The organism is Bacillus manliponensis, assembly GCF_000712595.1.
GTDB classification, from domain to species: Bacteria; Bacillota; Bacilli; order Bacillales; family Bacillaceae_G; genus Bacillus_A; species Bacillus_A manliponensis.
Genome location: NZ_JOTN01000010.1, coordinates 71,105 through 93,959, shown reverse-complemented (window position 1 = coordinate 93,959; position 22,855 = coordinate 71,105). Strand labels below are relative to the sequence as shown.

Genomic DNA, 22,855 nt, shown 5'->3' with positions numbered 1-22,855 from the left:
AAACGAATTTTAAACTTTGATTTAGTTATTATTGATGACATTATGTATATGGCAATAGATCAACGAGAAGCTTACTTGACGGTCATGATATAAAGTGAAACTTCACTCAGCATTTTAGTTGTTTGATACATAATGAAAAAAGCGAAAGGAATTATCCTTTCGCTTTTCTTATCAATCAAATGTAATATTATGTACAGTGTTTGCATCAAGACGCTTAATTACTTCTGTAATTAATTTCACTGCATTCTCGTAATCATCGCGATGTAACATTGCTGCGTGAGAGTGAATGTAACGCGTTGCAATTGTAATCGACATAGACGGAACACCGTTTAACGAAACGTGAATTGCACCTGCGTCTGTACCACCGCCAGCTAAAGAATCGTATTGATACGGAATGTTTAGCTCATCTGCTACGCCAACAACGAAGTCACGAAGACCTTTATGTCCAACGACAGAAGCATCATATAGAATGATTTGCGGACCATCACCCATTTTACCTTGCGCTTCTTTTTCTGATATACCCGGCGTGTCACCAGCGATACCAACATCTACCGCAAATGCGATGTCCGGCTGAATGTAGTTCGCAGATGTTTTCGCACCGCGAAGACCTACTTCTTCTTGTACCGTTCCAACACCATATACGATGTTTGGATGCTTTTCATCTTTTAATCCTTTTAATACATCAATTGCGATTGCACAACCAATACGGTTATCCCAAGCTTTCGCAAGTAACATTTTTTCATTGTTCATTACTTGGAATTCAAAGTAAGGTACAACTTGATCTCCTGGACGTACGCCCCACTCCATCGCTTCTTCTCTACTAGAAGCGCCGATATCAATAAACATGTCTTTAATATCAACTGGTTTTTTACGTGCTTCTGGAGGTAAGATGTGCGGTGGTTTCGAGCCGATAACACCAGTTACATCACCTTTATTTGTTACGATCGTAACGCGCTGCGCAAGCATAACTTGTGACCACCAGCCACCAACCGTTTGAAAACGAAGGAATCCTTTATCATCAATTTGCGTAATCATGAAGCCAACTTCATCTAGATGACCAGCTACCATAATTTTCGGACCGTTTTCATCGCCGATTTTTTTCGCAACTAGACTTCCTAAGTTATCTGTTGAAATTTCACTCGCAAATGGTTCAATATATTTCTTCATTACTTCACGCGGTTCACGTTCGTTCCCAGGGATACCACGTGCATCTGTTAGTTCTTTTAGCATTGTCAATGTAGCATCTAATTGTTTCATTGCAGTGCCTCCTTTTTCTTCATTCAATTCATTATACATAAACAAATTGAAATGTTCAAAAAATATTAATATCCTTGTGTTTGGCGTGCGTGATTTACTTCATTTTTGCTTAAATATGCCTTTTCAATTTCCTCTTGATCGAATTCGAGAGTTTGTCCTAAACGAAGATAACTTGTAAATAGTTCAATGTAGTTTGTAATGGATGGTTGTTCACTGAAGCGAATTGCTTTTGCATATGTGTCTAAGAAAATTTCCACTTCTGTTTTGCTTGTTTGTGCGCATTTATAAAATAAGAAGTTTTTATCAATCCCTAGATCAATTCCAATCGATAAGATAAAGTGTAAGCCATCTACATATTCTTCAAGTACAACTCTACGCTCTGAAGCTGGCTTATTGCTCCAATATTTAAAACAGCGTGTTTCATTTGCAAGTTCACCGATTTCTACAAGAAGAGCTAACATTTTTTCTTTTAATAATTTTTTTGGCTGTACCCCATGTTCTTGTATGATACGGTCATCTAATTCTTTTTGTAATTTAAACAGTTGTAATAAATCCATGTATCTATTCCTCCTTCAACATTGCATATTATATACAACGTTGCTTCCACCTCATGGTAAATGTTAAATCATAACAATATGAAAAGTTTTATTCTTACATTATAGCAGTGTCCCTTCCGCTAGAAAAGACACCTTTACATGCATAACCATGAGCATCATATGTGAAAGAAAAAAGTCAGAGGTCTTTCCCTCCGACTTTGTATGTTTATTATTTCATTTTATTTTATGTTTTATGCTTATTTTGTCATATCTAGTACGACACGTCCGTTAATTTTTCCTTCTTCCATTTCTGTAAACACATCATTAATTTCATGGAGGTGACGTGTTTCAATCATTGCTTTTACTTTTCCTTTTGCCGCAAATTGCAACGCCTCTGTCAAATCTTTACGTGTACCAACAATGGAACCAACAATTTTAACTGCATTTAATACTGTATCAAAAATTGGTACTTCCATCATTTCTGGCGGTAAACCAACCGCTACACAAGACCCACCGCGGCGCACTGCACGATACGCTGCATCAAATGCCGGTTTTGATACGGCCGTACAGATAGAAGCATGTACGCCGCCTACCTTTTCATGAATCCAAAGTGCAGCATCTTCTTTTAGAGGGTTCACAACATAATCTGCACCAAGTTCTTTTGCGAGTTCAAGCTTTTCATCAACTGTATCAACTGCTACAACGTTTAATCCCATTGTCTTTGCATATTGCAAAGCTAAATGTCCAAGTCCACCAATACCAAAGATTGCTACCCATTCCCCAGGTTTTGCTTCTGATACTTTTAACGCTTTGTAAGTTGTTACACCAGCGCAAAATAGCGGAGCTGCCTCTACGAAATTTAAGTTTTCTGGAACCTTTACAACATAATCTGCTGCCGCAATGCAATATTCCGCATAACCACCATCAACAGAATATCCAGCATTTTGTTGGTCTAAGCAAAGTGTTTCACGTCCTGATAAACAGTATTCACAATGGCCGCACGCTGAGTATAACCACGGAATCCCCACGCGATCACCAATTTTTAAATGCTTCACACCTTCTCCAACAGATTCAACTATCCCAACTCCTTCATGCCCTGGAATGAGCGGAAGCTTTGGCTTTACCGGCCAGTCACCATGCGCCGCATGCAAATCTGTATGGCAAACACCGCACGCCTGAATATGTACAAGCACTTCATTTGGCCCTGCCTTTGGTTTTGGAACATCCTTTACCTCTAAACGCTCTTTAAATTGGCTTACAACAGCTGCTTTCAAATGAACTCCTCCTTCACTCGCTTTTTGAAAAGGTTTTCATAATTATATTAGTACAGAAAAAATACTAAATCTACCATATTATAATTTTTTTCAATTTTTAATCTACGAAACCTTCTCTTTTCAACTTCATATTAAGGGAAGAAACACTACAATAATAGGGTTAGTTGTGTCGAAAGGTTGTTATTTCTTTCACAAATTAGTGAAACATTGTAAACTAAATTGGAAACATACATGTAAAAGGAGTTTACATATGGAACATATTATTTCTTCTAATCAAAATACACTTGAATTGTATTATGCATTGCTACGCGGAGTTTCGCTGCTAACTTTCAAAAAGCTGCCTGCTATTGAAAACAAAAAAGAAGCAATTAAAAAAGAAATTTTAAGAGAAGAAGACTTTTACAAATTATAAAAAGCGAACCGAATTGGTTCGCTTTTTATATTGACGGTTAAATCGTTCTATGTTATATTTTGATTAATCAATCAAATAAATAATTGTTTGTTCAATCAATTTTCAGGGGGAACATATATGAACAATAAAGCAACACCAACTTGGCTACTTTCTCTTATGAGCATCGTGCTTGGAGGCGCCGCAATCTGGTATACTTGGTTTAGATATAGTGAGAGAGTTCAAAACGGAATTGAAATTCCTTGGTACAATTGGACAACGCTCATTTTAATGGGTGGAGTTGGTATTTCATTTTTGATCGCAGCGATTGTTCTTTTCTTTAATAAATCTGGTGGATGGGCGATGTTTAAAGGCAGCTTCATTATGGCCCAATTTACCTTGTTTGCAAATTTACTTTTACTAATCGTAAAAGTTATACTAAATTTTGATACAGAGAAGGCAACTCTATTCTTTGAGCGCCTATATGAAAGCCCATTAGATAAAGCGATTCTTACAATTGTAATCATTTTCATTTCACTTAATCTTGTAGATAAGTTTATAAGAAAACAAAAACAGAGTTAAGGGGATATATTGATGAATGAAAAAAAGACAGACGGTAAACAATCGTTTATCGCCGAAGCAAGACGTCAACAAATTATTGAGGCCGCGATTCAAACACTTGATGAAATTGGATATGTAAAAGCAAGCCTTGCCCAAATCGCAAAACGAGCAGGCATTAGTACAGCACTAATCTCTTATCATTTTGCAGATAAGAACGATTTAATGAACCACTTATTAATGCACCTTGTTGAGAATTCAACTTCTTATATTTTAGAAAAAACTGCTCAGCAAACAACTGCTCGTGAACAATTACATGCGTTTATTACAGCAAGCCTAGCATATCAAAGTACTCACCCAATGCGAAACACAGCGCTTGTCGAAATTGTATTTAACGCGCGCACACCAGAAAACGTACCGTACTATAAATTAGGTGATGAGGAAGAAGAGCCGCTAATAAGTGAACTGAAGAATATACTACGCACCGGTCAAGAAAACGGAGAATTTGGCACATTCCATGTAAGTGTTATGGCAAACATGATTCAAGGAGCAATTGGCGAATATATGCTAAATACAGCAATTGTACAAGAAGTAGACCTTGAAACATATAGCAATGAACTTGTTACAATTATTGATCGCACAGTGAAAGCATGACGAATAACGTCATGCTTTTTTGTGTAAATACTTTATCGGCTATTCTTCTATGGTTATCGGCTGTTTTATACACTTTATCGGCTGTTTTCCGGATTTATCAGCTATTTTGCGCACTCTTTCGGCGATTTTTCCAAGTTTATCGGCGATTCCACTCAGTAACTGAAATTTCACATACTTAAAACAAAAAAACCTCAGAAGAAAATCTCCCGAGGTTTTTAATCAATTATTTTAAGTTGTTTTTTGCAACTGTTGCTAATTCAGCGAAAGCTTTTGCATCGTGAACAGCTAAGTCAGCTAGCATTTTGCGGTTTACTTCGATACCAGCTTCTTTTAAACCGTGCATTAAACGGCTGTAAGAAAGACCGTTCATACGAGCAGCAGCGTTGATACGTGTGATCCATAATTTACGGAAGTCACGTTTCTTTTGACGACGGTCACGGAATGCATACATTAAAGATTTCATAACCTGTTGGTTAGCAACTTTAAATAGCGTGTTTTTAGAACCGTAGTAACCTTTCGCTAATTTAATCATTTTTTTACGACGTTTACGAGTAACTGTACCACCTTTTACTCTTGGCATAATATTACCTCCTAGTGTGTTCTATATCTGAACCGAACTTATTTTAAGTTGTCAAGCATTTGACGGATACGTTTGAAGTCACCAGCGCTTACTACACCAGCTTTACGTAATTTACGTTTAGCTTTTGTAGATTTGTTAGCGAATAAGTGGCTTGTGTAAGCGTGAGAACGCTTAAGTTTACCAGATCCAGTCTTTTTGAAACGCTTTGCAGCGCCGCGATGAGTTTTTTGTTTAGGCATAGGTATTTCCTCCTCTATCTATTACTTATCGTTTTTCGGTGCTAAAACTAAGAACATACTACGTCCTTCCATTTTAGGCTTAGATTCAATTGTTCCAACTTCTGCACAAGCTTCAGCGAAACGATCTAAGACACGTTGACCGATTTCTTTATGAGTAATGGCACGTCCTTTAAAGCGAATTGACGCTTTAACCTTGTCGCCTTTCTCCAAAAACTTGATAGCATTACGAAGTTTTGTGTTAAAGTCATGTTCATCAATTGTTGGACTTAAACGAACTTCTTTCATGCTGATAATTTTTTGATTTTTACGCTGCTCTTTTTCTTTCTTTTGTTGCTCAAAGCGGAATTTACCGTAGTCCATAATGCGGCATACTGGTGGTTTCGCATTTGGAGCAACCAATACTAAATCAAGATTAAGATTTGCAGCCATATCTAACGCGTCGTTACGAGACTTAATACCAAGCTGATCGCCATTTGCACCAACTAAACGTACCTCACGAGCACGAATTTGCTCGTTGATCATCATATCCTTGCTAATAGTAAGCCACCTCCAAGGTTTTATCAGAAATTGTTTGTAGCCCGCAGAACCCGAACAAAAAAAGTGCGGGCGTACGACACCCACACTTGTAATATCTTTAAGAAAGAAATACATTTACCTGTCAACTGCAAAGGCGTCAATCAGGTGAGAAGCGGGTGCTTCTACTTGTTCTACAATCAATATTCTGTTATCCTTGATGAGTTTATCATAGGACATAGTGTCTGTCAAGAAGACGCTCTGTTTTCCTAACAACAAGAAATATTGTAACAAACAACGTGCATACTTGCAATAGTTTTTTACAAGAAGTGTATGTTGGTTATTATCACCAAAAAAAGCCGCGGACTTCCCGCGGCTTTTTAATTAGCGTTTTCCTTCTACTTTAATCATGTCAACAAATGCATCTAGTGCAACTGTTTCTGATTTTTGTTCACCGTATTTACGCACGTTTACGCCGTTTTCAGCAACTTCGTTGTCACCAACAACAAGCATGTATGGAATTTTCTCCATTTGTGCTTCACGAATTTTATAACCAATTTTCTCTTCGCGTGTATCCACTTCAACACGGATGCCAACACGTTGTAATTCTTCTTGTACTTTCTTCGCATAGTCTAAGTGTACGTTCGGAGAAACTGGAATTACTTGTACTTGAACTGGTGCTAACCAAGTTGGGAATGCACCTTTATACTCTTCAATTAAGAAAGCAACGAAACGTTCCATTGTTGATACAACACCGCGGTGAATAACAACAGGACGATGATGCTTACCATCTTCACCGATGTATGTTAATTCAAAGCGCTCTGGAAGTAAGAAGTCTAATTGTACAGTTGAAAGTGTTTCGTCTTTTCCAAGTGCAGTACGAACTTGAACATCAAGCTTCGGACCGTAGAATGCCGCTTCACCTTCTGCTTCGTAGTAATCAAGACCTAATTCATCCATTGCTTCCTTTAACATGCTTTGTGCTTTTTCCCACATATTATCGTCGTTGTAATACTTTTCAGTATCAGCTGGGTCACGGTAAGATAAGCGGAATGAGTAATCTTCTAAGCCGAAGTCTTTATATACTTCTAGCGTTAAGTTTACAACACGCTTTAACTCTTCTTTAATTTGGTCTGGACGAACGAAAATATGTGCATCATTTAAAGTCATACCGCGTACACGCTGAAGACCTGATAGCGCACCAGACATTTCGTAGCGGTGCATCGTTCCAAGTTCCGCAATACGAATTGGTAATTGACGGTAACTATGAATATCGTGCTTGTACACCATCATGTGGTGCGGGCAGTTCATTGGACGAAGAACTAATTGTTCATTATCCATTTCCATCACTGGGAACATGCCATCTTGATAGTGATCCCAGTGACCAGATGTTTCATAAAGCTCTCGACTTCCTAATACCGGCGTATATACATGGTTATATCCTAAGCTTGCTTCTTTATCAACAATGTAACGCTCGATAATACGACGAATCGTTGCACCTTTTGGTAACCAAAGTGGTAAACCTTGTCCTACTTTTTGACTATTAGTAAATAATTTTAATTCTTTTCCTAATTTACGGTGATCACGCTCTTTCGCTTCTTCAAGAAGACGTAAGTGCTCATCTAATTCTGCTTTCTTTACGAATCCAGTACCATAAATACGTTGCAACATTTTGTTGTTGCTGTCGCCGCGCCAGTAAGCACCTGCAACACTTAGTAATTTGAACACTTTAATCTTCCCTGTAGATGGAAGGTGAACACCGCGGCAAAGGTCGAAGAATTCACCTTGCTCATAAATTGAAATAACAGAGTCCTCTGGAAGATCGTTAATAAGCTCTAATTTTAACTCATCACCGATTTCTTCATAACGACGAAGAGCATCCTCACGTGGAACCTCTTGGCGAACAATTTCTAAGTTCTCATTCACAATTTTTTGCATTTCTTTTTCAATTTTTGGGAAGTCCTCTACTGTAATAGCTTCTTCCATATCGATATCATAGTAGAAACCATTTTCGATTACAGGACCAATTCCAAGTTTTACATCTTTATATAAACGTTTTAGCGCTTGTGCTAAAAGGTGAGCTGTTGAATGGCGTAAAATATATAAACCATCTTCAGAATCTAATGTTACGATTGCAATTGCACCATCTTCTTCGATTGGTGTACGAAGATCAATCATCTCATCGTTTAATTTTCCTGCAACAGCTTTTTTCTTTAAGCCTGGGCTAATAGAAGCTGCAATATCTTCAGTTGTTGTTCCTTTTGGAAACTCTTTTACAGCTCCGTCTGGAAACGTAATTTTAACTACTTCTGCCATCACTGGTCACTCCTTTTCCTTTGTACAAAATAAAAAACACCCATCCCCGATAAAAAGGGACGAGTGTTGAATTCGTGGTTCCACCCTTGTTTCAGCTAACTATCAGGTTAGCTGCTCAAGTTCATCATAACGGCTGTTGCCGTCAGCAATTACTAGATATTCCGTTCACTGCTGAAGTTCAGAGGTGGTAAGTAATGAACCCGTATTAGGAAGCTCACAGCCTAAGGCTCCCCTCTCTGAGAATCGTAGAAAATTACTCATGTCCTCATCGTAACATTTAAATGTATTTTCATGTATGTACGTAATTATATGCTCAAAATCCTAGAAAATCAAGGGCGTTCCTTTTATTTTTTAAACTTTTCATACTCGCTTCAAACTCATCTAACCTATGCACCTTTACTCGTTCCTCAAATACATTTTGAATCGTAATAATCATGTTATGATCTTGCTCTTTCGTATAGATATGGATTACTTCTGGTGCAATAGATAAAAGTGGCGCAATGACATTCGTATCAATATATATATCTTTATCCGGAAACGCTTCTTTATCTATATAATAGACAAGTTGTTCTTGTTTTAAACGAATTCCTTTTTCATTGTAAAAAATGAAACTATCATGAAACACAAGATGAAGAGAAGATAGGCGTGGTTTTCTGTCACTCACTTTTTGGCGCAACGCTTCAATAAACATTTGATATTCCTGCTCCATCTTATATTCATCAATCGCAAGTTCCATTAAGCGATATAAAAATTGACGATACTTCCGAAGACGAAACTTTGTATAAGACAAAAAAGAAAATGACAAAGGGTCAGAAAGCCATCCTTTAAAAGACGCTGTGACAAGCTCCTCAGCTGCTCGAAAAGAAAGATTCCCTTTCAATCCTTTTCGCTTTTCACTTAAAATAGAATGAGCCATATGTAAAATTTGATTCTGTTCTTCCCGCTCCTTATAAAAAAACGCATCTTGCAAAACAGATGTACACCATTCATGTTGTTTTTTATTTATGATAAATTGGACAAGTACAGGAATAAATACTTTCTCCATATACCTTGCCCCATACACCGGCATGTGCACAACAACCATTTTTTCATGTAAATACACACTAATTTCTTCATATTTATATGCAGCGCGCTTTTTCAGCGCTTTATATACGTGTACAGCTTCATTTTCTTCTTCGAAACAGATTTCAATCACTTTTGCCCCCCCTTTTATCCCTAGAAAAAGTCTGATTCGTTTCACTATTACTCACTGAGTACAGCTTCACGTCATCCATCCTGCTAGTTTCATATATATTAAGGGGAAGCATAAAAAATGATACAAGCATACATGAAATTTCTCATTTCTTAGTCATTCAAATAAAAAAGGTAAGCATAACGCTTACCTTTTACATATGACGACGATTTTTCCCACCAATTTGAATTGGTTTTGCTAAATATTTAATACGTTCCATAATACGAGCAGCTTTCATTTCTTCCTCTTCACCACGCTGCGTATATGTTAAATGATACTCTAACTGTTTGAAATCGAAGTTCGACGTAAAGAATGTTGGTAAATTTTCTAACATGCGGAATTGCAAAATTGCACCAAGGACATCATCACGGACGAAACTCGACATGGCCTCTGCTCCAATATCATCTAGCATTAATACCGGCACACGTTTCACTGCGTCAATCTTTTCGTTGATCGTATTATTTTGAATGGAACTTTTAATTTCTCGTAAAAACTCTGGTAAGTAGACAATCATTGAACTAATTTTTCGCTGTGCAAGCTCGTTTGCAATCGCACCGAGCAAGTACGTTTTTCCAACACCAAATGACCCATAAAAATATAACGCCTGCATTTTCTTTCCTTGTTCATACGTTTTTAAAAATTCGTTTGCTGCACGAATTGCCTCAATCCGATCTAAATCCGACAAATCCAAACTGTCCATCGATGCTTGTAAAATATCACTTGGCATATACACACTTTGAATAAGCTTCTCATGCTTCTTTCTCTCATCATATGCTACTTTACGAACACAGCGATCATATTGAATATCAATCATTTTTCCTTGAATGATTAGTTTTGGCTCGTACCCTTGAAGCATATTTTTACAGTTTTCTAAACTTGGACAATCTTTACAACCTACACTTTGTCCAATATATTCATACAATTTAATAAGACTACGATCAATCATCGAAGTTGTCACTTCACCTTTATGCTCTTCTAAAAAAGCTTGAACACGCGGATGCGCCATTACTTCTTGTCGTAAGCCTTCATATCGTTTCTTAAAACTTTCCTTGTTCATTAAATTTGCAAATGCATTTTGAATAGGTTCCATTCTCTCACCTCGGAGGATTTCTTTCTCCATCATTAATTCCGTTTATACTTTTTCAACTCTTCTTCTAATCGTTTTCTTTCATCTTCTAACGCACTCTCATTTTCGGTTATTACTTCTTCCTGTTTCTCTTCTTTCTTTTCCTGCTCTTTCAACCAATCTGGTACCATCTCTTTTCGCACAGTCTTTTTCGCCGTTCTTCCTTTTTTCTTCGTCTCTGCCCACTCTTGATATTGACGATTTTCTGCTTTCGCAAGTGCCATCGCCTCTGGAACAGTATTCACTTTTTTTCGTGCCCAATGCCCCGCAATTTTCTCAACATACGACTTGGAAAGTTTCATATCAGAACGCAGCATAACATAATAAATTAGTACGTTCACAACTCCTGGTGCTAATTTTTGCTTTATCATTACATCTTCAACAATTTGTAAGTCTGCTTTCGTCGGTTCTGCCCCGCCTGAAATTTCTTTTAAAAGCTGCTTTGGTGAAATTTCTTCAAGCTGCTTAATAAGCACTTCTTCTTGCGTTGTTGGTTCTTTTTCATTCATTGTTCTTGCTTGAAGCGGCTGTTTCCGTTCATGAAAAACTGGTAGCGCTTGTCCATTTTCAAACTGATACCAATCTCGCGCTCCTTTTCTTAACCTTTCAATATCAATCGTATGTTGATCTGTAATTGTACCAAGAACAATATTTTGCATCGCTATTTCATCTATTCCATATACATAAGCAAGCGTTACAATACACTCGCGCACTGGCTCTGTAATTGCTTTTCGTGGTACAAGTGCCGATAACCCTTCGACAAATAAAGAGAAATTAAAGAATTCATTCCATAGCTTTGGAGCACTTCCTGCTTCCTTACTTGGCATCACCATATCTTCTGGCAAACGTAAATCATCTTTCGCCTGTTCGACTTGCCCATGATTAAACGAGCCAAATACATCATTGAAAGAACGCGTAATCTTTTCATATGAAGACATATCAAATCCTTCTTCTAAAAAATACTGCTTTACTTGATTATATTTTGTACGACTTAGGCGGTTATATAAAAAGATACTGAGTACAATATCATCAAAAAACTGCTTTGGCGAAAGTGGCGGTTGCAATTCATACACAAACATACGAATGTCTTTTTCTTTCTTTATATATACTTGCAACAACCCAATTGCTTCTAACTTCACACGCTCTTCATAAATTTCAGGAAGCTGCATATGCATCGTTACCATTAATGAATGATGCGTATTCTCTTTCCCAAATAAACGCTCTTGCTCTAACTCTCCCCAAAGAGTCATATATAAACTAAAGGCTTTGCTGCCGATTAACGGTTGATATAACATCGTTAACACTTTACGGTCATAGTTATGCAGCAAACCATTTGTACTTACTTTGTACCGGTCAATCGGTAATAACTCCATCCATGACTGTCTTTCCATCGTAGCAATTCCTTTCTTCCTTTATAAAGTGAACCTTCATTTAGTGGGGGCTTCATCTCCCATCTAAACTTCTTCGCTTCCCTCAAGTTTTAAGCTCGGGGTGTAGTGTAGCCCACATAAAGTAATATAATATAGAATGAGTGAAAAAAAGAGCTAATAGCTTACGCTTATAGCTCTTTTATTTTCTTTCCCTCTGCAGTATATCTTTCAGCTCTTCAATAAATACATTCAAGTCTTTAAATTGACGGTATACAGATGCAAAACGAACATAAGCCACATCATCGATATTGCGTAATGCTTCCATTACCATCTCACCGATCATATCACTATTCACTTCAGACATCCCTAAATTTCGCAATTCACGTTCAACATTTTGTGTAACTTCTTCTAGCTGTTTTAAAGCTACTGGTCTTTTCTCACACGCTTTAATTAAGCCACGTAAGATCTTCTCTTTATTAAACTCTTCTCGCATTCCTTCTTTTTTTACAACAATGAGAGGCGACTCTTCCACACGCTCAAATGTCGTAAAACGACTTAAACAACTTTCGCACTCTCTTCTTCTACGAATTGAGCGACTTTCATCAGCTGGACGTGAATCCAGCACTCTTGTGCCATTATGAAAACAAGATGGACAACGCATTCTAGCCACACTCCCCTACATTTTAGTTTCTTCGTATCACATTTTTATATAAGTATCTATTTCCTATTATATGTGCAACGCTTTCCTTCATACAGTATGTAATGCTCGTTTCTCGAGCTACTATGCAGCGTAAGAAAAGACTTCTACTCGCTTGTTCTTTTTATTTTAACAACACAAAACTCTCTTCCAGTTAAAAGAGAAAGCTTTTCAATTTTTAGCCAAATTAAAAAGAGGTGCATCATCTACACCTCTTTACATTTTAAATCAATTATCTTCTTTTTTAAAGAGCTTTTGTTTCTCTATGCTTAATTTCGAAGCTACCTGTACCACGTGGTAGTTCGATACTCTCGCGAGTTTTCGCACCTAAACCTTCAGCAATATATTCAGCAGCTACATTTGGATCAATGCGGTCACCACAAGTATAAACATCAATACTTGCATAACCATGCTCTGGAAAGCTGTGAATTGTTAAGTGAGATTCTGAAATAATTACAACTCCACTTACACCTTGAGGTGCAAATTTATGGAACGCAACCTCACGTACTTCTGCACCAGATTTTAGTGCTGCATCAACGAATAACTGTTCAATAAATGGCATATCATTAAGCTTGTCGAAATCGCAATCCCAAAGTTCAGCGATTACGTGACGACCCATAGTATCCATAGTATCCATTCTACAGTTCCCCCTTACAAGAAATTTAATTTAACTGTTCGAATTGAAAACTAATTTGCAATTTGGCTTGCTCCACTACCACGGGGGAAAGTTAGTCCAGAGAGGTCCTAACCCTTTAAGTAGTGACTACCACCTCAGCTCTTAAGTTTACGAATGTTAGTATACTTTGTTTATTTCCATTTTGCAACAACAGTTTTATCATTTTTTCGTGATGTTTTTCTACTTTACTTTCCCCTAATTTAGAGAAAAGATGTAAAAACGTTGAAATTACAACGCTTTCAGGTGTGTTAAACAGAAAAGTATATGTAATATTTTTCTTTTTCAAAAAAAGAAAAAGATTTAAAAGCGCTCTTTTTTGGGTGAACGGAGGCGCTGGCCATGTTTTGTAACGATCAGGTCCCTTTCCTTCCACCATTCGCGTTTCAAACAGAAGTAGGAAGTGAGTTCGCAGCCTTTTGTTCTCCGTGACTTGCGGTTTAGTGTTACAAGATCAAAAAAGTTTTAACCACGAAAAAAAGCAAGCCGTAGCTTGCCTTTTTCTCTATATAACTTAAATGTGTTGTACATTTTCTTGTTCTACTAATTTGTGACCAACCATCTTCACAAGATCTACAACGCGGCGAGAATAACCCCACTCGTTGTCATACCAAGCAAGTACCTTTACTTTGCGCTCACCCATTACCATTGTAGATAAGCCGTCAACAATTGCAGAATGTGTATTTGTGTTAAAGTCGATAGAAACTAATGGCTCATCGCTAAATGCAACAATGCCTTTTAAGCTACCGTTTGCAGCCTTCATAAACGCTTCATTAATTTCTTCCACTGTTACATCACGTTTCACATCAACAACTAAGTCAACTAATGATACGTTTGGTGTTGGAACGCGAAGCGCCATACCATGAAGCTTTCCGTTTAAGTGCGGAAGAACTTTTGCAAGTGCTTTTGCTGCACCAGTTGTTGTTGGAATGATTGATTGTCCGCAAGCGCGTGCGCGACGTAAATCTTTATGTGGATTATCAATATTCTTTTGATCATTTGTATATGCATGAACTGTTGTCATTAAACCGTTTTCAATTCCAAACTCTTCATCTAACACCTTTACAACAGGCGCTAAGCAGTTTGTTGTACAAGACGCGTTTGAAATGACAGTATGATTTGTAATATCAAGCGTTTCATCGTTTACCCCTACAACGATTGTTACATCTTCATTTTTACCAGGTGCCGTTAAAATCACTTTCTTCGCACCAGCTTCTACATGAAGCATCGCTTTTTCTTTTTCATTAAACTTACCTGTTGCTTCAATTACAACGTCTACTTGTAAGTCTTTCCAAGGCAATTCCTTTGGATCGCGATTATTTAGAAGACGAATCATTTTACCATCTACTAATAAATGATCTTCAAATGCTTCTACCGTTCCGTCAAATTTCCCATGAATTGTGTCATACTTAATTAAGTGTGCTAATGTTTCTGATGGATAGCTTGCATTAATTGCTACAATTTCGAATGCGCTTTCTTTTACTGCTTGACGAAATACCATTCTTCCAATACGTCCAAAACCATTAATTGCCACACGAATCATAATATGTTATCCCCCTTGATTGCGTTATACTATTTATCTCCAATCCCATTAATAGTATAACACAAAAAAGAGATATGTCACTAAGCTTTTTTATTATTTTCGAAATTTTTTACTTAATAATGCACCATTTCACTAGCGTTTCACGCAATTGTGCTCTCGTTTCTTCAATTGTGCCATTATTATTTATAACGTAATCTGCCAATGCCACTTTTTCTTCTAGTTGCATTTGAGATGCAATCCTCGCTTTTGCTTCTTCTTCTGTAAATCCATTACGATTCATTAAACGAGCAAGTTGCGTGTTTCCATCTACATATACAACGACGGTATAATCAACAAGCTCCGTTAATTTACTTTCAAACAAAAGCGGAATATCTAGAACCACAACTTCTCTACCTTCGCGTATGTAAGCTTCTTTCTGCTTTTGCATTTCTTTTCTTACAGCAGGATGTACAATATGATTTAATTGCATTCTTTTTTCTTCATCATGAAAAATGATACCACCAAGCTTCGCACGGTCTAGCTCTCCATTCTTCTCCAATATTTCATTCCCAAATACTTCAACAATCTTGTTATATGCTTCTTTTCCAGGCTCAACCACTTCACGAGCAATCACATCTGCATCAATTACCGGAATGTGCAATTCACCAAACATGTTTGAAACTGTACTTTTCCCGCTCGCAATGCCCCCTGTTAATCCAATTACAACTGTCATTTCTCTTCCTCCCTAAAAATAGAGACGTGAAACAATCGTTTCACGTCATCTTGTTACATTTTCCAAATCCCAATAATAATAAGTAATATACCTGGGACGAATGTAAATTTTTGCAACCATCGCATATTTGATAAAATCGCACCAAGCTTCATGCCCACAAACAAAAATAACGTACTCATCACCGCAACTAATCCAGCCATTACAATCGGTGAAAAGCCGAGTAAAGACGCACCAATTCCAGCTCCAAATGAGTCGAGTGAAAGGGCCATCCCAAGCATAAATGCTTCCATCCCAGAAATCGTTCCTGATTTATCAAAGTCGGCGACTGTTGGTTTTCGTAAAATTTGAATGACTAATCCAAGAGATGCAATTTCAAAATTCCATACCTTCTCCTTATGTTTCGGCACTTCTTTTTTATCACCTTGAAAAAATTGATACAATACCCATACACCAATCCCAACAAGTACAACGCCACCAATACGCGTAGCAAAAACAGGTGAGAAGACTTGCGAGATCATATGACCAATTCCCATCGATATTAGCATAATCATAGCTGAGCATATTCCGATAACAACAATGGATTTTAGCGGGATACGAACATTACGAAGTCCATATGTGAGACCTACACTACAACTATCTAAACTTAACGTAAAAGCTAATAAAATAATTGAGAAATAATGATACATCGGTAAGCTCCTTCCCTATACATAGCTTTGCTGTATATATATGACAAAAGCCTATCCGATGTTATCATTTCTATTTACCTATTTACGCGGTTGACATACGTGACAATAATGCGTACCACGCCCACCAACAACTGTTTTTTCAATTGTTGTTTTACATGCGGGACACGGTTCACCTTTTTTACCATACACATAAAGGCTCTCTTGATATGTGCCAAGCTGTCCTTGTGAGTTCATATACGTACGAATTGTACTTCCTCCTTGCTCCACTGCATCTTCAAGCGTTGCAACAATTTCTGTATGGAGCTTTTGGAACTCTTCTTTCGTTAATGAGGACGCTTCTCGTTCCGGGTGTATTCCCGAGCGAAATAACACTTCATCAACATATATATTCCCAAGTCCAACTAACACCCGCTGATCAAGAAGAACAACTTTAATTTTCCGACTTGTTTTTTGTAGTTTTTCTTGCAAGTACGTTGGTGTTAACAACTCTGAAAACGGCTCTGGCCCTAGATCAGCAAGCGGCATTTTTTCAAGTTCTTCACCTTTACGAAACAAATGCATCGTTCCAAACTTTCGCACATCCTTGTAACGAAGTTCTGTTTCATCAGTAAATCGAAAACGAACATGCGTATGTTTGTCTACCGGATTGTCCGCTGACTCTAACATATATTTCCCTTCCATACGCAAATGTGAAACTATTGTATAGTTTGTTATATATATAAGAAGAAACTTACCACGACGCCCGATGCCTTCAACCGTTTCTCCTTGTAACATTTCTTTAAACTGCTCTACATCGTCTGGTTGCTTTACGATTTTCGGATAAGTCACAATGACATCTTCAATCATTTTCCCTGTTATGAGATCTTCAAGCGTCCTTCTAACATTTTCAACTTCTGGTAGCTCCGGCATACTTTCACTTCCTTATTTTGCATCATACCAAGTTGGGCCGTAAGAATAGTCGACCTTTAACGGAACAGAAAGCTCAATCGCATGCTCCATCACTTCTGGTACAAGTTTTTCTAACTTTTCAATTTCATCTTTTGGCGCTTCAAAAATCAATTCATCATGCACCTGTAGTAAAAGGCGTGCTCGTAAACCTTCTTCCTGTAAACGATCAGCCATAATAATCATCGCTTGCTTAATAATGTCTGCGGCACTTCCTTGAATCGGCGTGTTCATTGCAGTCCGCTCCGCAAAGCCCCGTAAATTAAAGTTTCGGCTCGTAATTTCCGGAATGTAGCGGCGACGTTTTAACAACGTTGCAACATACCCTTGTTGTTTCCCTTCCCTCACAATATCATCCATATATTCCTTTACACCTGGGAAACTTTCTAAATACTTTTCAATAAATTCCGCCGCTGCTTTTCTTGTAATCCCTAGATTTTGCGATAATCCGTAATCACTAATACCGTATACAATTCCAAAGTTAACCGCTTTTGCTTGGCGCCTCATATTTGACGTCACATCTTCCTCTGCAATCCCAAATACATCCATCGCTGTTTTCGTATGAATATCCATATCATTGCGGAACGCCTCAATTAAACCATCGTCATTTGCAATATGTGCAAGTACACGAAGTTCAATTTGAGAATAATCGGCTGCAAACATAACCCAATCTTTTTCATAAGGTACAAATGCTTGACGAATTTTTCTTCCTTCCTCTAAACGAATTGGAATGTTTTGTAAGTTAGGCTCCACAGAGCTTAAACGACCTGTTTGTGTCAACACTTGATTGAAACGTGTATGAATCTTGGAAGAATCAGCATGAACAACTTTTAACAACCCTTCAATATATGTCGAATTTAACTTTCCGATTTGACGATAATGGAGGATTTTCGGAATAATTTCATGCTGATCCATTAACTTGTCCAGTACATCAGCAGATGTTGAATAACCCGTTTTCGTCTTTTTCATTACTGGTAAATTCAGCGTTTCAAATAATACAACACCAAGCTGCTTCGGAGAGTTAATATTAAACTCTGTTCCAGCTAATTCATAAATTTCTTTTTCCATTTCCTTTAGCTGACCTACAAGTTCATCCCCCATACTACGAAGACGGTCCGTATCAATCATAACGCCTTTATACTCCATCTCAGCTAACACACGGCAAAGCGGCATTTCGAGCTCAGTAAACAGTTCATACTGCTCATTTTTCTTTAACTCTTCTGTAAACGTTGCTTGTACGTCATATAAAACATGTGCCTTTCTCGCAACATGCTCTGCAACAATACTTTGCTCTGGAACAGCACGTTTTGCTCCTTTTCCATATACTTCTTCATCCGATTTCACAACGTGCGAATCTTTCATCTTCGCCACAGCACGGAAATCCTTATCCGTTTCAGCTGGATCAAGTAAGTATGCAGCAATTAGCAAATCGAATTCGATTCCATTTACTTCATATCCTTTCCATTTTAAGGCGACAATTGCCCCCTTTGCATCAAACGTGTACTTCTTCATTTCCTCATCGGAAAGCCAATTTACAAATGCTTCTGACGCAAGCGCAACGTCAGTTGGTATAAAATAGGAACCATTTTCATTATGAATGCCGAAACCTTGAATATCTGCCCCGTGATAGTTGTCCTCTTGTACTTCGATAATAAGAGCACTATGCTGCTGAAGCATTTCATCCGTTACACTTTCAACAATATCAAATGAAATATCATTTAACTCTGCTGCTGGTTCTTCAGTTGTATGCCCTAATTTACTTAATAACGAATGGAATCCGAAGTTTTCAAAGAACGGGATAATATCTTCATTTTCATATCCTTTATATTCGATATCATCAACGTGAACAGCAATTGGCGCCTCTGTAATAATGGTCGCTAATTCCTTGCTCATAAGCGCCTGCTCTTTATTGGCTTCTAGTTTTTCTTTTAATTTCTTCCCACTTACTTCTTCTAAATTTTCATATACGTTCTCTACAGTCCCAAACTGTGTTAACAATTTAATCGCTGTTTTTTCTCCAACTCCTGGGACACCTGGAATATTATCAGATTGATCGCCCATGAGGCCTTTCATATCAATAATTTGCTTTGGTGATAAACTATACTTTTCAAATAATGCTTCTGGTGTATAATCATCCATCTCTGTAATGCCTTTACGCGGAATAGAAACAAGCGTATTCTCTGATACAAGCTGAAGTAAATCTTTATCTCCTGAAATGACCTTCACTTGAAAACCTTGCTCACTCGCTTCTTTCGCTAACGTTCCCATAATATCATCCGCTTCATAATTCTCTAACTCGTAGCGTGGCACATGAAACACATCAAGTAGTTCACGAATAAACGGGAATTGTTCAGAAAGTTCCGGTGGTGTCTTTTGACGACCACCTTTATATTCACTAAATGTTTGATGACGAAACGTTGTTTTACCTGCATCAAATGCTACAAGCATATGCGTTGGCTTTTCCTCTTCTAAAATTCGCATAAGCATCATCGTAAAACCGTAAATTGCATTTGTATGTATCCCTTTGTCGTTATTTAAAAGCGGCAAAGCAAAAAACGCACGATATGCGATATTATTTCCATCGACTAAAACGACCTTTTTTTCCAAAATCATAACCTCCCCGTAAAAATTCGAACTGACTTTTTCTCATACAGAAAAAGCCGTTCTTCTTCCTCTCTCTATATTAACATGACTGTCAGAGAGAAGAAAAATAACGGCTCTTTCTTCGGTATATTTAAGCGCACATAAGGGAATTTTTTGTTACCTATATTTTCACAAACAAAGGTTTTTATGTTCATAAAGGGAAGTGACGAGGATAGATTACCTATCCTCGTCCAAAACTACTCCTTGGATGAAGGGGTTTTTCAATTATTATATTAACAACAGTTTATTAAGCTAACATAAAGCAATTGTTAATATAATGTAAAGTTAAATATAAAACCCAAAACCCCTTCGCTGCTAAAACGTCTTACCACTTAATCTACTAGTACATTTATCCCGCTATTTGCGGGCTGACACTCAGTGGGGGATGAAGAAAACCCCCACTGAGTGAAGTTTCACTTTATTGTTTTCGCAGTGTAACTGTAAATGTCGTTCCCTTCCCGATCTCACTCTCCACCGTAATCGTTCCTTCGTGCGCTTCAACTAAGTGTTTTACGATTGAAAGTCCAAGGCCCGTTCCGCCTGTATTACGACTCCTTGCTTTATCAACACGATAAAATCTTTCAAAAATACGTGGAATTTCTTCTTTTCTGATACCAATTCCAGTATCAGATACTTTCACATACACATGATCAGCGTCATCAAAAAGCTCTACAGAGACCGCTCCTCCAGCTGGTGTATATAAAATTGCATTGTTAATTAAATTAATAAACACTTGCTTTAATCTTGCTACATCACCAATAACAGAAACTCGTTCCCCTGTCAGTACATTTAATGTCATCTCTTTCGCCGCTACTTTCTTTTCAAGCATCACACGAATTTCTTCTAACATTTCTTTCATATCAACAGGCGCCATATTTAACTGAAATCCTTGCTGTTCAATCTTTGATAAATCAAGCAAGTCTTCAATTAATCCCTGCATACGATCACTTTCTTTTAAAATGATATTTAAAAACTTTTCACGAAACTGCTGATTTTCCATGGCACCATCTAATAACGTTTCTGAGAAACCTTTAATCGATGTAATTGGTGTTTTTAATTCATGCGAAACATTTGCTAAGAAATCTTTACGCATTTGCTCTAGTTTTTTCAGCTCTGTAATATCATGGAATACAAGTACAATGCCTTTCCACTCATGATTTGTACCAATAATCGGTGCGCCGTAGACTTCAAAGTGTTTTCGTTCAATTTCAAGCGGCAAATGCAGTTGCTTTCGTACTTTTACTTCTGTCATGAAAATTTCTTCGACTTGTTCAATGATTTCTTGATGCGTAAATGCTTCATAATACAGCTGATGCATATATTGCTCATCTGTCACATGAAAAATCTCTTTATACGAGCGGTTCACAAGACTTATATAACCACGACTATCAATTAAAATCATGCCACTCCCCATATTTTCAATAAGGGTATGAAGCCTATCTTGCTGCATTTCTTGCTCAAGCGTCATATCTTGTAAATTACGCGCTAAAATATTCACAGCTTTACTAAGCATTCCTGTTTCATCAGCATGATTTTCATAGGCTCTCGCCTTATAATTTCCTTTTGCAAGCTCAATCGCTACTTTTGTAACAGATTCAATTGGCTTAATATACTGTCCTGTAATTTTAAGCCCAAGAAACACAAAAATGAGACACGAAATAACAAAGCCAATAATTAAGAGTCCCCACGTCTTTTGGTGAACGTTTCCTAAAGAATCCATCGAGCTATTTATAATTAAATACCCTTTAACCCCCGTCTTATCTTCAACAAACGTAGCATAATAATACGGATAATCACCAGTCGTCTCTTTTATGTTAACACGATTAGGTTGCCGCTTCGTCTCAGAAGTTATGTCTTCTAACATTTCATTCGTAAGTTTCTCATGCATACCTTTCGTTTCATAAAGAACTTGTTTTTCCTCATTTAAAAAAGTAACACGTACTAAAAAATGTTCTTCTAACCTTTCAAATACATCAGGCTTTCCAACGACATACTCAATACCATCCGCTTCTACAACAGAAGCAACATATTGTGTCTCTTTCGCCATTCTCTCCTGAAAATGATCAACATAATAGCTTTCAAATACTCTCTCAAGTAATAACCCTAGTCCAACTAAAATTACAACAATAAGAGATACAAATGTAAAAAGAAGCCTCGAGCGAAATTTATTCATCTCCCTTTGGCTCCTCCAATTTGTAACCTAGTCCACGAATTGTTTTAATATACTCTGGCTTTTTCGTATTCTTTTCAATCTTATCTCTTAAATGACTAATATGAACGTCAACGATACGTGTATCTCCTGCAAAATCATAATTCCAAACCGCACTTAATAATTGATCACGCGTTAATACACGACCTTTATTCTTCACTAAATATACAAGCAATTCAAATTCTTTTGGTGTGAGTTCAAGTTTCTTTCCTTCAAAATATGCTTCATAAGAATCAGGTAAAATTTTCAATCCAGAAATAGAAATACTACCCTCATCTTCTACTTCTTTCACATGTTCCTCTTGCATTTTTGAACGGCGTAAAATCGCCTTCACACGTGCCACAACTTCTCTTGGACTAAACGGCTTCGTCATATAATCATCCGCACCAAGTTCAAGTCCTAACACTTTATCAAACTCATCATCTTTTGCAGTTAACATTAAAATCGGTGTCATCATACGTTGCAAGCGAAGTTCTTTACAAACTTCCATACCATCCATTTGTGGCAGCATTAAATCTAATATAATCAAATCCGGATTTTCTACACGTGCTTTATGAAGTCCTGTTTCACCATCCATCGCTGTGATTACTTCAAATCCTGCTTGCTGTAAATTAAATTCAATTAGCGTTAAAATCGACTCTTCATCGTCGACAACTAAAATTCGATTGTTCATTCTTTTCCTCCAGGTTATAGACTATAAACCTT

The 22,855-nt window shown here is 37.4% G+C and carries 22 protein-coding genes and 2 other annotated features; of the genes, 3 read left to right on the top strand and 19 right to left on the bottom strand.

Annotated features, from left to right (window positions below; all coding sequences use genetic code 11):
* Positions 1-171: 171 nt before the first annotated feature.
* The 3 genes from BAMA_RS13195 to adhP all read right to left on the bottom strand — a co-directional run bounded on the left by BAMA_RS13195 (position 172) and on the right by adhP (position 3,067).
* A complete protein-coding gene (locus BAMA_RS13195) occupies positions 172-1,257 on the bottom strand; it encodes a M42 family metallopeptidase (protein ID WP_034639783.1) in 1,086 nt (361 codons plus the stop codon).
* 65 nt (positions 1,258-1,322) lie between these two features.
* Entirely contained in the window at positions 1,323-1,814 is a 492-nt protein-coding gene (locus BAMA_RS13190) for a dUTP diphosphatase (protein ID WP_034639781.1), read from the bottom strand.
* Between the two features lie 236 nt (positions 1,815-2,050).
* Positions 2,051-3,067, bottom strand: coding sequence for an alcohol dehydrogenase AdhP (adhP, locus tag BAMA_RS13185; protein ID WP_034639779.1), 1,017 nt, complete (start codon positions 3,065-3,067; stop codon positions 2,051-2,053).
* Positions 3,068-3,317: 250 nt separating this feature from the next.
* Here adhP and BAMA_RS24920 point away from each other — a divergent pair, with 250 nt between their 5' ends.
* The 3 genes from BAMA_RS24920 (at position 3,318) to BAMA_RS13175 (ending at position 4,667) form a co-directional block, all read left to right on the top strand.
* Positions 3,318-3,479, top strand: coding sequence for a hypothetical protein (locus BAMA_RS24920; RefSeq protein ID WP_200874686.1), 162 nt, complete (start codon positions 3,318-3,320; stop codon positions 3,477-3,479).
* 117 nt (positions 3,480-3,596) lie between these two features.
* Positions 3,597-4,037 (top strand): hypothetical protein, encoded by a 441-nt coding sequence (locus BAMA_RS13180; protein WP_034639777.1) that lies wholly within the window; start codon positions 3,597-3,599, stop codon positions 4,035-4,037.
* A gap of 12 nt (positions 4,038-4,049) precedes the next feature.
* Positions 4,050-4,667 carry a TetR/AcrR family transcriptional regulator gene (locus tag BAMA_RS13175; RefSeq protein ID WP_034639775.1) on the top strand — a complete coding sequence of 206 codons (618 nt, stop codon included), beginning with the start codon at positions 4,050-4,052 and terminating at the stop codon, positions 4,665-4,667.
* 223 nt (positions 4,668-4,890) lie between these two features.
* Here the strand turns inward: BAMA_RS13175 and rplT are convergent, their stop codons facing one another.
* The 16 genes from rplT to BAMA_RS13090 form a co-directional block, all read right to left on the bottom strand.
* Entirely contained in the window at positions 4,891-5,247 is a 357-nt protein-coding gene (gene rplT, locus BAMA_RS13170; protein WP_034639773.1) for a 50S ribosomal protein L20, read from the bottom strand.
* A 38-nt stretch (positions 5,248-5,285) separates the two neighbouring features.
* Positions 5,286-5,486, bottom strand: coding sequence for a 50S ribosomal protein L35 (rpmI, locus tag BAMA_RS13165; protein WP_001125945.1), 201 nt, complete (start codon positions 5,484-5,486; stop codon positions 5,286-5,288).
* Positions 5,487-5,507: 21 nt separating this feature from the next.
* A complete protein-coding gene (gene infC, locus BAMA_RS13160; protein ID WP_200874685.1) occupies positions 5,508-6,011 on the bottom strand; it encodes a translation initiation factor IF-3 in 504 nt (167 codons plus the stop codon).
* Between the two features lie 63 nt (positions 6,012-6,074).
* Positions 6,075-6,196, bottom strand: a sequence feature (ribosomal protein L20 leader region).
* Positions 6,197-6,383: 187 nt separating this feature from the next.
* Positions 6,384-8,315 carry a threonine--tRNA ligase gene (gene thrS / locus BAMA_RS13155; RefSeq protein WP_034639767.1) on the bottom strand — a complete coding sequence of 644 codons (1,932 nt, stop codon included), beginning with the start codon at positions 8,313-8,315 and terminating at the stop codon, positions 6,384-6,386.
* A gap of 52 nt (positions 8,316-8,367) precedes the next feature.
* Positions 8,368-8,596, bottom strand: a binding site (T-box leader).
* A gap of 32 nt (positions 8,597-8,628) precedes the next feature.
* Positions 8,629-9,510: a putative sporulation protein YtxC gene (gene ytxC, locus BAMA_RS13150; protein WP_034639765.1), complete on the bottom strand. Its 882-nt coding sequence runs from the start codon at positions 9,508-9,510 to the stop codon at positions 8,629-8,631.
* Positions 9,511-9,700: 190 nt separating this feature from the next.
* A complete protein-coding gene (dnaI, locus tag BAMA_RS13145; protein WP_034639762.1) occupies positions 9,701-10,636 on the bottom strand; it encodes a primosomal protein DnaI in 936 nt (311 codons plus the stop codon).
* 32 nt (positions 10,637-10,668) lie between these two features.
* On the bottom strand, positions 10,669-12,063 hold the full coding sequence (locus tag BAMA_RS13140; RefSeq protein ID WP_034639760.1) for a replication initiation and membrane attachment family protein: 1,395 nt from the start codon (positions 12,061-12,063) through the stop codon (positions 10,669-10,671).
* Positions 12,064-12,241: 178 nt separating this feature from the next.
* A complete protein-coding gene (nrdR, locus tag BAMA_RS13135; protein ID WP_034639757.1) occupies positions 12,242-12,703 on the bottom strand; it encodes a transcriptional regulator NrdR in 462 nt (153 codons plus the stop codon).
* A 280-nt stretch (positions 12,704-12,983) separates the two neighbouring features.
* Entirely contained in the window at positions 12,984-13,367 is a 384-nt protein-coding gene (gene speD, locus BAMA_RS13130) for an adenosylmethionine decarboxylase (protein ID WP_200874688.1), read from the bottom strand.
* Positions 13,368-13,926: 559 nt separating this feature from the next.
* Positions 13,927-14,955 carry a glyceraldehyde-3-phosphate dehydrogenase gene (locus tag BAMA_RS13120; protein ID WP_034639750.1) on the bottom strand — a complete coding sequence of 343 codons (1,029 nt, stop codon included), beginning with the start codon at positions 14,953-14,955 and terminating at the stop codon, positions 13,927-13,929.
* Positions 14,956-15,064: 109 nt separating this feature from the next.
* A complete protein-coding gene (gene coaE, locus BAMA_RS13115; RefSeq protein WP_034639748.1) occupies positions 15,065-15,667 on the bottom strand; it encodes a dephospho-CoA kinase in 603 nt (200 codons plus the stop codon).
* Between the two features lie 53 nt (positions 15,668-15,720).
* The gene (ytaF, locus tag BAMA_RS13110; RefSeq protein ID WP_034639746.1) at positions 15,721-16,353 is read right to left on the bottom strand and encodes a sporulation membrane protein YtaF; all 633 of its coding nucleotides are present in this window, start codon (positions 16,351-16,353) and stop codon (positions 15,721-15,723) included.
* Positions 16,354-16,431: 78 nt separating this feature from the next.
* The gene (gene mutM / locus BAMA_RS13105) at positions 16,432-17,262 is read right to left on the bottom strand and encodes a DNA-formamidopyrimidine glycosylase (protein ID WP_034639744.1); all 831 of its coding nucleotides are present in this window, start codon (positions 17,260-17,262) and stop codon (positions 16,432-16,434) included.
* 12 nt (positions 17,263-17,274) lie between these two features.
* A complete protein-coding gene (gene polA, locus BAMA_RS13100; RefSeq protein ID WP_034639742.1) occupies positions 17,275-19,905 on the bottom strand; it encodes a DNA polymerase I in 2,631 nt (876 codons plus the stop codon).
* 454 nt (positions 19,906-20,359) lie between these two features.
* Complete coding sequence (gene pnpS / locus BAMA_RS13095) at positions 20,360-22,114, bottom strand: two-component system histidine kinase PnpS (protein WP_034639740.1); 1,755 nt, start codon at positions 22,112-22,114, stop codon at positions 20,360-20,362.
* A complete protein-coding gene (locus BAMA_RS13090; protein WP_034639739.1) occupies positions 22,107-22,823 on the bottom strand; it encodes a response regulator transcription factor in 717 nt (238 codons plus the stop codon). Before BAMA_RS13090 ends, pnpS begins: the two co-directional genes overlap by 8 nt.
* Positions 22,824-22,855 lie beyond the last annotated feature (32 nt).

What these genes read in the sequence shown, in the direction of transcription:
- BAMA_RS13195 (WP_034639783.1), bottom strand. Translation starts at nt 1,257, where the DNA reads ATGAAACAATTAGATGCTACATTGACAATGCTAAAAGAACTAACAGAT.
- BAMA_RS13190 (WP_034639781.1), bottom strand. Translation starts at nt 1,814, where the DNA reads ATGGATTTATTACAACTGTTTAAATTACAAAAAGAATTAGATGACCGT.
- BAMA_RS24920 (WP_200874686.1), top strand. Translation starts at nt 3,318, where the DNA reads ATGGAACATATTATTTCTTCTAATCAAAATACACTTGAATTGTATTAT.
- BAMA_RS13180 (WP_034639777.1), top strand. Translation starts at nt 3,597, where the DNA reads ATGAACAATAAAGCAACACCAACTTGGCTACTTTCTCTTATGAGCATC.
- BAMA_RS13175 (WP_034639775.1), top strand. Translation starts at nt 4,050, where the DNA reads ATGAATGAAAAAAAGACAGACGGTAAACAATCGTTTATCGCCGAAGCA.
- rplT (WP_034639773.1), bottom strand. Translation starts at nt 5,247, where the DNA reads ATGCCAAGAGTAAAAGGTGGTACAGTTACTCGTAAACGTCGTAAAAAA.
- rpmI (WP_001125945.1), bottom strand. Translation starts at nt 5,486, where the DNA reads ATGCCTAAACAAAAAACTCATCGCGGCGCTGCAAAGCGTTTCAAAAAG.
- infC (WP_200874685.1), bottom strand. Translation starts at nt 6,011, where the DNA reads ATGATGATCAACGAGCAAATTCGTGCTCGTGAGGTACGTTTAGTTGGT.
- thrS (WP_034639767.1), bottom strand. Translation starts at nt 8,315, where the DNA reads ATGGCAGAAGTAGTTAAAATTACGTTTCCAGACGGAGCTGTAAAAGAG.
- dnaI (WP_034639762.1), bottom strand. Translation starts at nt 10,636, where the DNA reads ATGGAACCTATTCAAAATGCATTTGCAAATTTAATGAACAAGGAAAGT.
- BAMA_RS13140 (WP_034639760.1), bottom strand. Translation starts at nt 12,063, where the DNA reads ATGGAAAGACAGTCATGGATGGAGTTATTACCGATTGACCGGTACAAA.
- nrdR (WP_034639757.1), bottom strand. Translation starts at nt 12,703, where the DNA reads ATGCGTTGTCCATCTTGTTTTCATAATGGCACAAGAGTGCTGGATTCA.
- speD (WP_200874688.1), bottom strand. Translation starts at nt 13,367, where the DNA reads ATGGATACTATGGGTCGTCACGTAATCGCTGAACTTTGGGATTGCGAT.
- BAMA_RS13120 (WP_034639750.1), bottom strand. Translation starts at nt 14,955, where the DNA reads ATGATTCGTGTGGCAATTAATGGTTTTGGACGTATTGGAAGAATGGTA.
- coaE (WP_034639748.1), bottom strand. Translation starts at nt 15,667, where the DNA reads ATGACAGTTGTAATTGGATTAACAGGGGGCATTGCGAGCGGGAAAAGT.
- ytaF (WP_034639746.1), bottom strand. Translation starts at nt 16,353, where the DNA reads ATGTATCATTATTTCTCAATTATTTTATTAGCTTTTACGTTAAGTTTA.
- mutM (WP_034639744.1), bottom strand. Translation starts at nt 17,262, where the DNA reads ATGCCGGAGCTACCAGAAGTTGAAAATGTTAGAAGGACGCTTGAAGAT.
- pnpS (WP_034639740.1), bottom strand. Translation starts at nt 22,114, where the DNA reads ATGAATAAATTTCGCTCGAGGCTTCTTTTTACATTTGTATCTCTTATT.
- BAMA_RS13090 (WP_034639739.1), bottom strand. Translation starts at nt 22,823, where the DNA reads ATGAACAATCGAATTTTAGTTGTCGACGATGAAGAGTCGATTTTAACG.